The sequence below is a fragment of the Gimesia alba genome, assembly GCF_007744675.1.
GTDB classification, from domain to species: Bacteria; Planctomycetota; Planctomycetia; order Planctomycetales; family Planctomycetaceae; genus Gimesia; species Gimesia alba.
The window spans coordinates 5756655-5774491 of sequence record NZ_CP036269.1 but is presented as its reverse complement, the minus strand read 5'-3'; the positions used below and the strand labels follow the sequence as shown (position 1 = coordinate 5774491).

The following is a 17837-nucleotide window of genomic DNA, read 5'->3' as shown; positions in this document are numbered from 1 at the left end:
CCGCTGTCATAATTGATCGGCTCGTTATTGCTAAGAAGACCATTAAAAACGGTACATCTTGAAAAAACAGTATGATTTTTCGTAAGAAAAGATTCGAATGTATACTTGGGGATTCAGGAAATCCCAGCCCATTTTGCCCATTGTTTTGTCAGGTCAATTCCTTAAGCATCGATTAAGTAATGAGTTATGGATTTAGAAAAAAATGAGAAATGCCGGTGTGAAGAAATGATTCATCGTTAGTTTTGCGGTTGCCGTTCGTCTGTACTGTGAGAATTTTGCGTTCTCATCGAGGTCGCTGAGTAGAAAAAACATGAGTCAGCATTCCATTCTGGTTCGATCAACTGGCCGTTTTCCTGCTTTCAAGGGGCTGTCATGATTGTTATAAGTGGAATTCAGTGGTTATATTTTACCTATTTTACTCAAATTTCTTTGACTTCGGTTCAGAGTAGTTTTTAGCATCAAAGGCTGGATTTCTGTTAATACGCAGAAAAAGCGAAGCAGGGGTGGTGGTCGAATGTTTTTTTTACAGCCCACTTCGTTTCAGAGTGAGTTGGATTGCATCAGAAATTAACAACTAACAATAAAACAGATTGGCATTTAAGTTTGTTGTAAATCTGGAAGTGAGCTGTGAAATTTCACTTCATTTACGGTAAAATGCCATGGCAAATTTAGAGTTTATGGGAGACAGCAGATGTTACTGACATCTTGGGTTGAGTCGATGCGAGTTGCTTTTGAAAAAAGCCGGAAGGCTACTTTAAATCCTCGTCGCCGACTTCAGCTTAGAAGCGTTCCTTCTTCAGCACGTCAGAAAGTTCAACGCCGGATCGCGATTGAGCAATTAGAAGATCGAACTCTTCTAACCTCGTTGATTATCAATCAGCTGACGGCAGGGTTGGGGTTAACGCTCGATAATTCGGTACTGGACCCTGATGCAGATGGTGTCTCCAATTTCGATTCGATTATCCTGGAAGACCTGACGATTGATGCTTCGTCCGGATCTGGTGTTTCGATTGATCTTGATAATCTTACATTCAGCGATCCATTTTCGATTCTGTTTGATAATGTTTCGGTCACCGGCACAACAGGGACCGGGATTGATATCGAACTTTCGAATCTGCTGGTTGATACGATCGCCATTGATAGTTCGACGATTACCGGAGGCGTGGGAAATGCCTTCAATGTGGATTTGACCAATGTGATTCTCAACGAATTTAATGTGATCGATTCTGTGCTGTCAGGACAAGCGGGCGCAGGCGTGAACGTGGCGGTGAATGCTTCGACAGTGGAAGAGACTTCCATCCGACGTTCGACGATCGACGGGGTATCGATTGACGTTTCGAATGGCTCTGTCCTGCGACATACGACGATGGCAGACAACACGATCGCGGGAACATCAGGAAATGATGGCGTAAATGTCAACATCGTTGACTCTCTAGCCGAAGAATTACGGCTGACAAATAACAACAGCATTCAAGGTGTGAGTATCAATGTTGATGACACCGCTGCCGGCGGTGCTGCGTTATTGACCGAATTGTTCATTCACAGCAACGTCATTACAGGCAATACAGCTGGTGCTGGTGTGCAGATTGATTTGAACAACGTTGATCAGTTTGTTTCCATTACCGAAAACTCGATTACTGCAAATACCGGGCACGGGATTGTTTTTGACCAGACCGATGGTGATTTGAGCGGTGATATTTCTGATAACGTGATCGCGAATAATACCGGTCATGGTGTCTTCTTCACTCCAACGACCACAAACCCCGTTCCCACGGGAGACGGGGCACCTGGTGTGCCTGCGTTTGCTGGAGTGCCTGGTCCGACAGATAAAATTGATTTCGCAGCACCGCGGAACGAAGTTCAACTCATTACATTTCTTGGTGTACCTTCCGGGGGAACATATACGATTTCCTACACGGGAGGAAATGGTATTACTGAAACCACCGCAGGAATTCTTCACACTGCGACTGCTGCACAGGTTAAGGCAGCGATGGTTGCCGCATTCAGTGAAATCGGTGTTGGCGATATTCTGGTAAATGGAAACTTCCTGGATGGCTATGAAGTTGAATTTGTGAATGCCGCCGGCGGTTTGAATGTGAATCCCCTTACTGTTGATACGAGTGGCTTCAATAGTCTGCCTCCGACTGTTTCCGTTACGACGAGTACTGCTGGCAATTTGAATGAAATTCAACACTTCGAACTTACGGGAACTCCGGCTTTTGGATTGTTTCAGATTAATTTCATCGGTCAAACGATTATTTTGCCGTTCAGTGATGCTGATCCGACAAATCCTTCTGCTGCAGGAAATATTGCTGCCGCTTTAAATAGCGTTGCGAATGGTTTTGGTTTCGCGGGAACTCCGATTGATGTGGTGGTCAACGGAAATGGATTCGATATCCTGTTCCTGGATACTGGTTCAATGCATGATCTGGATATTCCTCAGATCACCGTTGATGCGGCTGGCATGCGATTATTCGTCAATGTTGTACAAGGGCCCGTAGAGCTCAATCCCAACAAACCAAGTTCGCAGACGATTACGTTTGTGGATGTATTCGGTGCTGTTCAGACACCAGATCCCGGCGGTTCTTTCCGACTGACATTCCAGGGGGAAACGACGGGGGACATTGTCATCGATGTTGACCCCGCTGTGACTGCTGCTAACATTGATGCTGCTTTACAGGCACTTCCTTCCGCTTCAACCCAGACTGGGTTGGAAGGTGATTTCATTGTTACCGGTGACTTTGCGACCGGCTTCGTCGTGGAATTCAATGAAATTCAACATTTGGATCTGGTTGCATCTAATCTGCCTACTTTTGGTAGTTTTCAGTTAACGTTCCTGGGGCAGACAGTGAATCTACCGTTTACTGATGCGATTCCTTCTGCAGCAGCCGCTACTAATATTGAAAATGCATTAAACCAAATTGCCAACAATCTGGGATTTGCTGGCAATCCGGTGAATGTGGTTGTGAACGGCCCCGGCTTCGATATTATTTTCCTGGATTCAGGGACTCTGGCGAATGCCGCCATTCCGCAGATTGTTTCGGATGCATCTGGCTTAAGGTTTGATGTTGATATCACGGAAGTCGCTCAAGGTGGTGCCAGTAATAATGAGCAGCAACGGTTACAATTTGAAAACGTGTTAGGGACGTTCCCTTTCAATTTTGCGGGTAATAATATTACCAACCCGCCAGCCGGTGCTGCGTTTACACTGACATTCCAGGGGGAAACGACAACGGGCATTCAAATTGAACTCACTCCGGGAGCAACCGCTGCGAATATCGACGCTGCTCTTGAAGCGCTGCCCTCCGCGACGACCGGAGATGATTTTACTGTTACAGGTGACTACAACACCGGATTTGTGATTACGTTCCAGGGGGATTTTGCGAATACGAACGTTCCGCTCCTGACTGCGAATGTATTCCCCCTGGATGTAGAGTCTTCAACGCGACTCGGAAATTTTGATATCACGTCAGTGGGGCCGATGATTGGCGATGTGCTTTCCGGTCCCTTGTTGCCATTCGTTGATTTAGTCGCATCGACAGTACAAAATGGAGTTGGTGTTAACGAAGTTCAGACCATTGCGTTCCCCAGTGTCCCGGGAGCAGGAACATTTACTCTTGATTTTGCCGGAAGCACAAATGGTCCTGTTACATTGCCTTTCAACGCGACCGCTGCCGAAGTGCAGGCTGCATTAGAGAGCCTGGATTCGATTGGTGCTGGTAACGTTCTGGTCACAGGTTCGGTTTCTCCCGCCGGGTTTGCTGTCGAATTTATTGGTGACTTCAGAGCTGATCCTGTTGGCAGCCTGATCGTGCTAGACGGTTCGGGATTACTCGTGGTAGCTCCGACTGTGACAACAGTGACGGAAGGGACCACTAACAACGAAGTTCAGGAAGTGATGATCAATGGCGCTCCGACTGGAGGTAGTTTCACACTCTCCTTTGATGGTGCAACAACAGGCGCGATTGCTTTCGACGCAGATGCAGCCGCGATTATTGCTGCATTAGAAGCCTTGCCCACAGTCAATGCCGGTGATGTGATTGTGCGTGGTGACGCTTTGAGTGGTTTTGAAATTGAATTTGTGGGAATCCTGGCCACAATCAACGTGCCTCAGATTATGGCTGATGCGAGTGGGCTGACCGGCGGCACAGATCCTTCCATTACCATAAAAACCACCACCGTTGGCGGTTACCTACGCGGGATCCGTGGTAACACGATCACCGGTAACTCAGGTGCTGGTATTGAAGTCGATCTGGCAATGTACACATCTTTCTATGGCGATGTGGCCAGCAATACGATCAGCTCCAACAATACACAGGGAATTAATCTGGTTGCCTCTGATTTCACAAGCTTGAAGAGTGTTGATTTCAGTCTGTCTGTCGATGGAAATACGATGGATGATAACCGAGGTGCTGCGATTGCTGTGAATATGGAAGATACAGCAACCGGTGATGTGAGCATCACGAACAATACCATTACTGGTTCCCGGAATGACAGTAACGTCTCAACACCATACACCGGCGATGCCATTTATATTGACTTGTACGGAACTGATGTCAGTTTTGAAGCATTCAACCAACTGCGTGATTTAACCATTGACGGCAACTTCATTGGTACGGATGCCGCCAATACCGCAGGGCAGGGAAATGCCGGACATGGTATTGGAATTCATATTGAGGAATCTACGATCATTGATCGGACCCAGATTTCCAATAACGTGATTGCCAATAACAGCACTGACGGAATTAACTTCCATCGTGAAGATGATGCCCGTGTCGGACGTGATGTGATTGATCCTATCGTGGGTGAAGAGCGAGCTGTGATGATTTACAGTAATACGATCACCGGCAACAGCGATGGGGTTGATATCCTGGCCCAGAACGGAAACCTGACAACGACTGATTTTGAGATTCGGGATAACGTCATTTCGACAAATGTCCGCGATGGTGTCAGTCTGCATGCAGAAGCAGATGCCACAATATTTGCTGACATTATCAATAATGAAATTACCTTGAATGGTATCAATGGTATTGAGTCAACAACACGTACGACCAGCTATTTCGGGACTGACCGGCGTGATGTTTCCGGAACCTGGATCCAAAATACGATTAGCAACAACTCTTCGCATGGAGTTCGTATTTCCGGCCGCATCGGTAACCGCAATATGTTGTTTATCGGTTTGGATGGGGTTGATCCGATTACCGGACTTGATCGTGGTAACATGATCGAAAATAACGGTAACGACGGGATTCAGATTGCTGCTCACTTAGATCGTATCGAAGGTAATGTCAAAATTGCCAATAACTCGATTCTTTCCAACTCAACCGGCGGACTGGAGATTTCCGGTGAAAGTCTTGCTTCATCAATCGATGAGAACCTGATTGCTTTTAACAATGGTAAAGGGGTTGATATCAACTCCAATACCCAAACCGTGTTCTTGCGAAATAACGTTATTACAGAAAACACTGGGGACGGATTAGAAATTCTGAGTGCGAATGTCATTATTCATAACGAATTGAATTTCACTCAAAACGTCTTTATTGGTGGTGCTGTCACAAGCGTCACAGCAATTGGCAACTTCATTGATAATAACGGAGGTCGTGGTGTCGACCTGCAAACAGAAGAACAGGCGAATTCTGACTTTATCTTTGGTGACGGTACAGAAACCGGAGCCAACCGCGTTGTGTCGAATGCCTTGGAAGGCTTCTATGTGATTACCACCGCTTCCCGCGGTCAGGATCAGGATGCAGACAGTACGGCTACCCTGGATGCTACCGGGAATGTAACGACCTCAAGCCAGGATATGGTTTTACAAATTGATAGAAACTATATCCAAGATAATGGTGTGAATAGTAATTTCTCGACTACCGGTTTGATCTTGCGAATCGGTACTTCCTCTTCCAGTACCAGCTTTACGAGCCAGACACCCGGCTCGGATGCCAGTGTAGGAGATGAAGATGAATTCGACAGTGCTAATGGTCGATCCAATGTTTCTGTGACAAACAACGAATTTGAAGGTAACTTTGGTGAAGATTTTTATGTTGAATCTTTTACCTCGACCGTTGATCCTCCGACAACCCAAGATATCTGGAATGCTGGTTCGACCCCTGAGTTCCGCGTGCTGAGTTCTTATCGCCGCGACCCATTGGCTCGTTTGAATCTGGTGTTTCAGGATAATACCGGTAACGGTTTGAATGTTGCCAACGTGGGAGCATTCTATGATAATGCGGAATCCGTATTTAAATCTCGTCTTCGTAATGGTGCTCCTGCACCGAATCCGGACGGTCCCTTTACATCCGCAACCCGCCGTCGTAATGCACAACGCGTGGCGTCCCGAACGAATTTGGCTCCGTTCGATTTACCAAACGAAGCCCCGACTGCTGTTGGAACCGTGGCTGATGCGTTCGTCTCCTCACCAGGGGGCCCCATTCAAGTTACCACGACAACCGCGCATGGGTTATTTTCCGGCTCCACAGTGGAAATTACCGGTGTCTTTTCCAATGAATTGCTCGGTTTCTTTACCGATCTGAATCCGGTGAATGGTGTCTTTGTAATCGATGTGATCGACGCTTTGAACTTTACTTTGCGGAGCACCGAAGGGGCACAGCTTGGTACTGTCATTCAGAACTTTGGTACCTGGTCTTTCAACGATACGGGAGCCTTCCTGTATGATGGGATGGGAGTCAGTACATTCCGGATTGCTCAAGGTTTTGACGGAGTGACTGGTTCTGGTTTGGGCGATGGTTTCCAGGAAGGAGATTCATTTTTAACGGAAACAAATCGACCGGGAACGATCTTTGGAGAACTCAACTTTGGTTGGGATATCTGGACTCCCGATTCAGATACTTTCCTGCCTCCTGAAACCAATACATTCCTCACGGCTGATATTTCTGTTGCTGTTCCTGATCCGACAACAGGTGCGATTACCGATCCATTTACCATTTCTTTCACTGAAGATGTGATTGGAGTGGATATCACTGATTTCGTGTTGCTGCGAGACAATGTGGCGGTCACTTTGAGCGCCGGTATGCTGACGCAAATCGATGCTCGTACGTTTGAATTGGACCTGAGTTCTGTGACTGGCCTCGAAGGTGAATACCAGTTGCGACTGAATGCTGACAATTCGATTACTGATGCTAAGTACGACAATAATCTCGCTTCAAATATTTTCTTTATTCCAGTCAATACCCTGCTGTTTGGCGATGTCGAGCGGTTTACTGTTGATACGACCGCTCCCACAGCCGATATCGTGGATGTCTCTCCTGATCCTCGCAGCGAAGCCGCTGGTGAAGTGGTTGTGAACTTCTCGGAAGATGTGGACGGCGTCGATCTGAGTGACTTTACAATCACGTTCAATGGGGGCACTCCTGTTAATCTAGCTTCCACTCCAGCGACTCTGACGCAGATTACTGGATCACAGTTTGTTCTCGATCTGAGTAAAGTGACCAGTCTGTCGGGCGACTATGAATTAACGCTAAATACAACGGGATCATCAATTACAGACCTGGCAGGCAATGCACTGGCTGCCAATGCAGTTGATATGTGGGTCAACGATACTCTGGCCCCGATTGCCCAGTTTGTGAATGTTACAGATCCGGTTCCTTCGGGAACCGACCCCGGTTTTTCCGTTTTCATGAATTTCTCTGAAAATGTGACAGGGCTGGCATTGTCTGATTTCACGCTGACAGATCCCAGTGGGAATGTGATCGATCTTTCAACAACCGGTGCCAGCATTAACGCGATCACACCTTCACAATATGAAATTGTTCTGGGCACCTTGGCCGATGCTAATGGTATTTATACGCTGACTTATAATGCGGAAGGCTCTGCTGTTCAGGATGCTTCGGCCAATCAGGTCGCCGGTTCTACATCTGAGACCTGGCAAAAGGGTGTAGAAGTCATTGCACCGACGGCTGGCATTCAAGATATCACACCAGATCCACGTCCTTCAGGTTCTGTCGTTGGTCTGGTGACGATTAACTTCTCCGAAGAAGTGACCGGTGTTGATATTTCTGATTTTGAGTTACTGTTTGATGATGGAAGTGGTCAGGTCAGTATCCCCATTGGGGGGTTAACTGTGACTGCCTTGAATGCATCAACCTATCAGATTGATTTGAGCTCTGTCACTGCACTCGATGGAGATTATACCCTTAACTTGCTGGCAAACGGCTCCATTGCGGATCTGGCAGGGAACACGTTTGTGACAGGTGCTTCAGACAGCTGGCGAACAGGGGGGACAGGGCCTGTTGCTACGATCGAAGATCTGCCTGCGACACTGGTTACTAATGCCGGTGTTGTGACTGTCACGTTCAGTCAGGCAGTGACCGGTGTGGATATCTCTGACTTCCAGTTAACGCTCAATGGCCAGGATGTTTCTCTGATGGGGCTGACCGTGAATCCTGTCAGTGGTACCGAATACGAAATTGATTTGAGTAGTGTGACGGAAGTATTTGGAGACTACGAGTTCAGACTCGTCGCTGCAGGATCTAATATTCGAAATATATCCAGTGACCCGGTACTAAATGATGCTTCCGAAAGCTGGGTCGCCAGTTCTACGATTGATCTGGTGAGTGCTCCCGTCTTTACAGATGGAGTTGATTCTGTCTTTGGAGATGGAATTGTCGGTAATGGTTCTGCGGGAAGCCAAACACTGCGTGCTGCCATTCAGGAAGCGAATCATCTTGCCGGTTCCAATGTCATTGACCTCGCCGCTGGTACTTATTTGTTGAGCATTGCTGGTATCGATGAAGATCTGTCAGCAACAGGCGACCTGGATATTCGCGATAACCTGACCATTCGCGGTCAGGGTGTTGGTGTAACCATTATTGACGGTGGTGCTTTAGACCGTATCTTCCAGGTCTTTGCCGGAATTACTTTGAATCTGGAAAACCTGACCATTACCAATGGTGCTTTGACAGGAAGTGCTGACGGAGCCGCTCTCCGAAACAGTGGGACAACCACTTTGAGCAATGTGGAAGTCACGGGGAACATTGCTGAAGACAGTGCCGGTGGTATTAACAACAGCGGCTTGATGATCATTGTTGACAGCACCATTTCCAATAACACCGCCGGTGGTAGTGGTGGTGGTATTCGCAATACGGGAACTCTGGAACTGACCCGCAGTACTCTCTTTGGAAACAGCACCGGTCGTGATGGTGGTGCTATCTTCAACGCGGGAACAGGTACAGCGACCTTATCCAATTCGACGTTCTCAGGAAACCAGGCAGATCGAAGTGGGGGGGCAATTAGAAATACCGCCACGATGAATGCCACCAATAATACAATGACCCTGAATAGCGCCGTTTCCTCAGGGGGGGCGATTTCCAATACTGGTATTTTCAATCTTCAAAATAACCTGATCATTGATAACCTGGCCGTAGCCGATACGGAGCTTGAGGGAAGTTATACCAGCCTGGGCGGCAACCTGACCGGTTTGATTGGCAGTGCCACAGGTTTTGGTACATCTGATATTTTGAATGTCATCGATCCCACTCCGGTTCTGGATCAGAATCTGGCTGACAATGGTGGACCAACTCTGACGCATGCATTGCTTCTGGGTAGCGTCGCGATTGATGCGGGAATCAATGCCAATACCGACGCCTTGGAACAACGGGGGTCAACTCGAATTCTGGGTACAAGTGTTGACATCGGTGCCGTTGAATTTGGGACGTTCTTCGTCAACAGCGACTTGGACACAATCGATGCGAATCCCGGAGATGGATTTGCGGCTGATGCCGATGGTAACGTAACCTTGCGTGCTGCGATCATGGAAGCCAATGCGTTAGTCGGCGATTCTGTGATTATGCTGGGCTCTGGAACGTATAATTTGACGATTATCGGTTCGGGTGAAGCTGCTGCACTCACAGGCGACCTGGATATTACAGATACGACCGGGACATTGACGATCCTGGGAGCAGGAAGCGGTCAGACGGTTATTAACGCTGCAGGCCTGGACGATCGTGTGTTTGATGTACTTTCAGGTGCAGATCTTACACTGGAAGGTGTGACTGTCACAGGTGGTAATGCTGTCGGTGAAAGCGGTGGTGGTATCCGTAATATTGGTACGTTAACGCTGGTGAATTCCGTTGTTGATGGAAATAACGCTGAAATCAATGCGGGCGGTATTCTGAATGGTCTGCTTAGCCAGCAGGGTATCTTAAACTTGAACAATAGTGTGGTCTCAAATAACACGGCCGTAGACGGTGGTGGTATCTTCAACAATGATCAGTCTCAAGTGACGATCGTAGATTCTGAAGTCATCGGGAACACAGCCTCCAATGATGGTGGTGGTTTCTTCAACGATCTTCAAGGGACGATTGATATCCTCAGAAGTTCAATTTCAGACAACGTCGCTGCCTTGGATGGTGGTGGACTTTACAACAACGATTTGGCCATGATTACGATCAATGATAGTAAGGTCAATAATAATACAGCCAATCAGGGGGGGGGGATCTTCAATGAAGAAGCTGCCACTTTGACAATCGCCCGGACTACGGTTTCCGGGAACAAATCAACTCTGGATGGTGGCGGTATCTATAACGACGAAGGTGTTGTGACTCTGAATGATGTCTCCATCTTAACCAACACAGCCGACAATGATGGTGGTGGTCTCTACAATGCTTCTGCAGGTTCTGTGACGATTACCAATGGCTTCTTTGACGATAACTCAGCTGATCGTGATGGTGGTGCCATTGCGAACTTTGGTATCAGCCTCTCGCTGAATTCAACAATCATTCGCGACAGCGAAGCATTGCGGAATGGTGGTGGACTCTTTAACGATCAGGAAGAAGGATCTGTATCCTTGTTGTTAACTTCCTTGATCAACAATGAAGCTGTTAGTGGGGGCGGGATTTATAACCAGGAACTGGGGAATATCACTCTGGACCTGACTGATGTGGTCTCGAATATCGCAACCACAAACGGTGCTGGAATCTTCAATACTGCTGATGCAACGCTGACCGTTCAACGATCTACCGTTGATGGAAATATGGCAGTTGAAAACGGTGCTGGTATCTATAACGAAGATAATGCTCAATTGAACTTGCTCAGCAGTACGGTTTCCAACAACGTCGCGACAGGATTTGGTGGAGGCGTTTATAACAGCTCGATTTCAGTGGCTGATGTCATCAATGCCACGATTTCAGGCAACGAAGCAGTGAATGGTGCAGGGATCTACAACAGTGAAGAAGGTAGCATGGAAATTACCAATGCGACCGTCTTTGGTAACTCTGCAGTGACCGGCGGTGGTATTCTGAATGCCGTTGATGGTTTTGTCAGTGTTGCGAATACGATCATTGCCGGAAACTCAAGCATCTCAGCTGGTCCTGATGTGACAGGAGATTTCAACTCTCTCGGAACGAACCTGATTGGGATTCAAGGTATTTCGACTGGATTTGCGGATGGTGTGAATGGTGACCTGGTTGGTTCATTTGCGACTCCCGTCAGCCCGGGGTTGGGAGCATTGCAGGATAATGGTGGTGCGACCTTTACTCACGAACTGTTAGGCGGAAGTCTGGCACGGGATGCCGGTAACAATTTCTATGCTCCGACAGACGACCAGCGTGGTTTTGCCCGCTTGTTCGATGGTGACGGCAATGGCTCACTGGTCGTTGATATCGGTGCTTTTGAGTCTGGCTATATCGTGACCGGTTTCGGGGATTCCATTGATGTGGCTCCCGGAGATGGAGTCAGTGTTGACGCAAACGGCCAGAGCACCTTGCGTGCAGCTGTGATCGAAGCAAATGCACGTCTCGGAGCAGATACCATTTTGCTGGGAACCGGAGTTTACACACTGTCTCTGTTTGGAACGGGTGAAGACAACGCCTTCTTGGGCGACCTCGATATTACAGACGATTTAACCATTATCGGTGCCGGTTCTGGAAGAACCATTATTGATGCCGATTTCCTGGATCGTATCTTCCATATCTTTACCGACGTGAATGTGTCCATTCGAGGAGTCACGCTTGTCAATGGTGATGTCACCCGCGTTGAAGATGGTGGAGCGATTCTGAACTTCGGTAATCTGACACTCGAAGATGTTGAGATTCGCAACAGTCTGGCTAATCGTGGTGGTGCACTGTTTAATAACGGTGTCGTCACCATGACGAGCAGCGAATTCGTTCAGAATACTGCCATTACCGATGGTGGAGCCATCTTTAACAGTGATACGGGAACAATCACCGTTTCCTTGAGCACGATTGCAGATAACAATGCCGAGAATGGTGGTGGTATTTACAATTCCGTAACAGGTACAGTCGAAATTATTGATACTACGCTCGATGGTAACATTGCGACAGTAGCCGGTGGTGCCGTTTATAACTCTTCAGAAGTTGCTGTGGGGAATGGCGAAGGTGGTGAAGGAAGTGATATTCCAGTACCCCCCGATCCAGTGCCAACGTCTCAATATACCATTGAGGTTGTTTTTACAGACACTAGTCTGACTGCAAGTCAGCAGGCGATTTTCCAACAGGCAGCCGACCGCTGGAGCGAAATTATTACCGGCGACGTACCGGACGTGATTGTTGCCGGAATCGGTCTGGTGGACGATCTGCGGATTGAAGCAACAGCTCCCGCGATTGATGGTGTAGGTGGAATTCTGGGACAAGCCGGCCCGCGAACGGTTCGTACTGGTTCGTTCATTCCAGCGACCGGAATTATGCAGTTTGACAGTGCGGATCTGGCAAACCTGGAAGCCAATGGTCAATTGATTGATGTGATCCTGCACGAAATGGGACATGTAATCGGCATCGGAACCATCTGGGACAGTCTGGGATTATTGTTGAATGGTGGAACAACAGATCCACGATTCACAGGAGCCAATGCGATTGCTCAGTACAATGCTATTCTAGGACGTAGTGTTGTTGACATTCCTGTCGAAGGGATGGCTGGTCCTGGGACAAACGATGCTCACTGGCGAGAATCGGATCTCGATAATGAGCTGATGACCGGCTTCCTGAATCCAGGCGTGAACCCGATCAGCGCCATTACGATTGGTAGTCTGGCAGATTTGGGGTACGTCGTTGACCTGACAGCAGCAGACGCCTATCCGCTTCAAGCTCCTGCCGTACAAACACTGAATCCGGCACCGATCGGAGAAATGCTAGATGCCGGCCCGATGATTATTCTCGGGGCAGATGCATTCGTTTCTGTGGAAGCCGGGGCTGGTACCGTTACGATCGCGAACAGCACGATTTCGAATAACTTTGCGGGAACACGTGGCGGCGGTTTGCTGAATGAAGACCCGATTGCTCTTTCCAATGTGACCTTCTCCGGCAATGAAGCTGGTAAAGAAGGGGGAGCCATTCATAATACGGGTGAGCTGACCATCAATAACACCACGATTTATGACAACTTTACTGAAGGAACCGGTGGTGGTATCTATTCAGTGGCTGACACCGCCAGCGTGGATGTCAAAAATACGATTGTGGCAGGTAATAATGCTCTGGTTAGCGGATCAGATGTCGAAGGTGTCTTCTCTTCTCAAGGGAATAACCTGATTGGGACTCGGGGTGGTGCCGTTGGTTTTGTCGATGGATTCAACAATGATATCGTTGGTTCTGACGCACAACGACTGGATCCTGTTCTGAGTGCTTTACAGGATAACGGCGGCCCGACATTTACGCATGCTCTGCTGGCAGGAAGTCTGGCAATTGACGCCGGTGATAATACCGATGGTGATGCAACCGACCAACGTGGAGCGACACGGCCCACAGATACAACAAGCGATATCGGTGCTTATGAAATAGTGACTCCTACGATCAGTATTTCCGATATCAGTCAGGTTGAAACCAATTCGGGAACGACGGTCTTTGAAATCGTAGTGTCTCTGTCGAATGCGAATGTCGATGAAGTGACTGTCGATTTTGAAACCTCAAATGGTACCGCTGTCGCCGGGATTGATTATGCCTTCACTACCGGTACTGTTACTTTCTCACCTGGTGAAACAACACAGATCATTGAAGTGCTCGTCAACGGTGATACAGATGTCGAAGATCATGAAACATTCTTTGTGAATCTGTTTAATGCCGTCGGTGCTCAAATTGCCGATGATCAATCATTGGGAACGATCCTGAATGATGAAGCCGATATTTCAATTAGCGATGTGACGGCATTGGAAGGTCCTGTCGGTACGACAACCAACTTCAACTTTGTGGTTTCGCTAGCATCAGCTGTGGCCGATGTTGTTACGGTCGATCTTCAAACGTTGGATGGTTCTGCAACACTGGCCGATGCTGACTATGTACAACTTCCGCTGCAGACCATTACATTCAATCCGGGTGAAACCAGTAAGATGGTCACTGTTGTGGTGAATGGTGACTCCTCGATTGAGAGTGATGAAACATTCTCGGTGGAATTGTCAAACCAGAGTGCCAATGCAACCATTTCTGACTCCATCGGAACTGGTACCATTGATAATGATGATTTTGCTTTACTCTCGATCAGTGATGTGACGTTGACCGAAAGCTTCGGTGGGGCAACGACAGACTTTACATTTACGGTTTCATTATCACAGGCCGCCGGGGCACCCGTTACCGTCTTTGCGACAACTGCTGACGGAACTGCAACATCGGCATCGGGCGACTATGTTTCCTTTATGAATGTGCCGATCAACTTTAGTGCGGTTGAAACAGAGAAAACCATCACTGTTACCGTCAACTCGGACTTATTCACAGCCGAAGGCAATGAAACATTCTTTGTGAATCTTTCGAATGCTACGAACGCGAATATTGCCGACGGTCAAGGTGTGGGAACGATTGTCGAAAACGGGATCGTCGTCACAACATTAGATGATATTGTCAACCCGGCTGACGGTTTAATTTCACTTCGTGAAGCGGTTACTCTCGCTAACAATACCGCGGGAACCGATAACATCATTCTGCTGCCAGGCACTTATGACATGGCAATTGCCGGTGTCAATGAGGATGGAAACGCAACCGGTGACTTTGACATTCTCGATGATGTGAACATTTTCGGTCAGGGATCGGGCACAACAATTATTGATGCTCATGAGATCGATCGAATCTTCCATGGCGGTAACGGAGTTGCAATCAATCTGTCAAATATGCAGTTGATCAACGGCGATGCTGATAATGGGGGGGCTTTGTTTAGTCAGGGGCCCACGGTTCTCAATCAATTGATTTTCCAAGACAATAATGCCGACTTCCTGGGCGGGGCGATTGTCAGTGCAGGGCAACTGGATGTTTCGGATGCTCAGTTCCTGAATAACCATTCCGGTTTCCAGGGCGGAGCCATCTATCAGTATGAGGATACCGCTACAGTAACACGTTCGACGTTTACCGATAATACCTCTGATGGACGTGCCGGTGCCGTTTATGTAGCTACAGCTGCCACCTTTGATGTCTCGCAATCGCTCTTTAACAGTAATATCTCGGGAAGCCGTGGTGGAGCGATTTACAACGAAGGTATTACCGATTCAACGAATACAACGTATTCCGGAAACCATGCTTCTTCGCGTGGTGGTGCGATCTTTAATTCGGGTACGTTAAACGTACTGAATAATACTCTGACCTTGAACACTGCCGATCAGTCAGGTGGGGGGATTTCGAATGATTCAGACTTGATCCCCACTGCGATGGTGACTCTGGTGAATACGATTGTTGCTGGAAACAGCGGTGCTCAGAGCAACGATGATCTGGGCGGAGCCTACAACACGGATGGCCTGAGCTTTAATAACCTGATTGGTAATATTGGTTCTGCTACCGGTCTGATTGATGGTGACAATGGAAACATTGTTGGCTCCTTGATGGCTCCCGTTGATCCTAACCTTGGTATTCTACTTGATAATGGTGGTCCAACCAAAACGCATACACTGTTGTTTGGCAGCCTGGCGATTGATGCTGGTCGAAATGCTTCCGCAACGACGTTTGACCAACGTGGTTTAGCGAGAGTCGTAGATGGAAATCTGGATTTTGTATCTACAGTGGATATCGGAGCTGTTGAGCTGCAATCTCCACCACCCGCTCCTCTGTTCGGTTCAGGTGGAGACGCATCGATTGCTGAAGATCAGACGAATATTCAGATTTCTGTAGTCAAAGAACGAACGGTCGTTTCAAGTGACGGTCATACCTTTACTCTGCCGGCAAACGAAGAGTGGCTTCACGAGTGGGATTCGTTCTGGGTAGAAGTCTGGGTCGATACCGCCAGTGGGTTTAGTATCTCAGACGTCTTGACGAATATTGCTTATAATACAGCCTACTTTACTGCGACTTCAGTTGAATTTGGTTCTAACTTTACATTCAACAGAACCGTTGTGATTGATGATGCAGCAGGGATGGTTCGAAACCTGGGTGGTAGTACGATTCAATCGAATGTGGGTGGAACAGGGCATGCTCTGTTAGCCCGGATTAAGTTTGAATCGCTGGCAGGAGATCAGGTTTACGTTGATCCTAATGAACTGATCATTGACCCGCTCCAACTTGGTCTGGAAGTACAGAATACAGAAATTGATATTGTGGGCGTTGGTGCAGTGACCGCCAATGTGGGAGCACTTCCTGAAACCGATCTTTACCCAGTGATTTATGATGTCGATGATAATGATGCGATCAATAACCGGGATCTGATCCACTTCGTGAACGTCTACAATCAGGATGTTTACACTTCCTCTGCTGCATTCACTTCTGTAATGGATTTCGATAAGAGTGGACGTGTTGACATTAGAGACCTGAGAGAGCTGATCAGCAACTACGGGAAACAAAAGAGCGGAAATACGAACGTTGTTTTCCCAGCGAACTTTGGTCAAACATGGGTTGGAACCTCTCTGGATGTTGTCAGCGGCGACGACAGCATCGGTCAAGTCATTGAAGCGGCCGTTGATACCTGGGAAACCGCACTTGGTCTGGATGAACCACTGGAAGTCGAAGTCATCGTCCGTGACTTCGGAACCGCTCAACTGGGATCTGGTCAAACAACAGAGTACAACGCTGATGGCATCCCCGTTGGTGGTCGTGTGGCGATTGACGATGATGCCAATGGCTTAGGCTGGCATGTTGATGTCACAGATCTGCCTGTCGGTGGTGGCTATGACCTGTATACGGTGCTGTTGCACGAAATTGGACACGTGCTCGGCTTCACACGATACTACAGTGGTTTCGGTAGCCTGGTTGAAACAGACGGAAACGGTGACCTGGTCTTTGTCGGGTCAGACTTTACTGTCGCACTGGATTCGACTGGTTTGCATACAGAAGATCCAGCGTTTCCTGATGACCTGATGAATGATACGCTTGACCCCGGAGTACGAAAGACTCCTTCTGATATCAGCGTGCAAATGCTGCTTGAGGCTTATGCAAGTGCTCAAGCAGGTGCAACTGGCAGTGGTGGGGCCAGCCCCATTTATGGTACCAATTCATCAGAATCCGAGGCAGAGCCTGTTGTGGTTCAAAGTCCGGAAGCCGCTCAGACATTCGTTGCAGAGTCAACGGTTGGTTTTGTGGCTCCGGCAGCAATCAAATCTTCGGAAGAAGATGGGGTTCTGGGGCAGAGTTCAACGTTCAACGTCATTCAACCACTTGTCTTTGAACAGACAACTGTTGCAGACGAGCTGGATGAAACCATCTTTGAAGACTTGTATTCTTCAACGTCGTTTGAGGATGGCTTGAATGGATCGGATGTCGATGATCGACAGTTAGTATTTGCTCATGCAGACGATGAACTGGATCTGACGGACGACTTTGAAGCCGATCAGGATCTGATGGATGATGCCTTTACCAATTGGGAAGGCCCTCTGCTTTAAGAGTGGATTCGAAATTGTTCCGAGTGGAATGATTTCAGTTAAATACGTTTAAATAACCCTCTGTAAACGAGTCTGATTTACAGAGGGT

Annotated in this window: 1 protein-coding gene; it reads left to right on the top strand. The window is 47.9% G+C overall.

The features are described from left to right. Positions 1–691: 691 nt before the first annotated feature. Positions 692–17749, top strand: a complete 17058-nt coding sequence (locus tag Pan241w_RS21380; protein ID WP_145219752.1) for a choice-of-anchor Q domain-containing protein — start codon at positions 692–694, stop codon at positions 17747–17749. Positions 17750–17837: the final 88 nt, after the last annotated feature.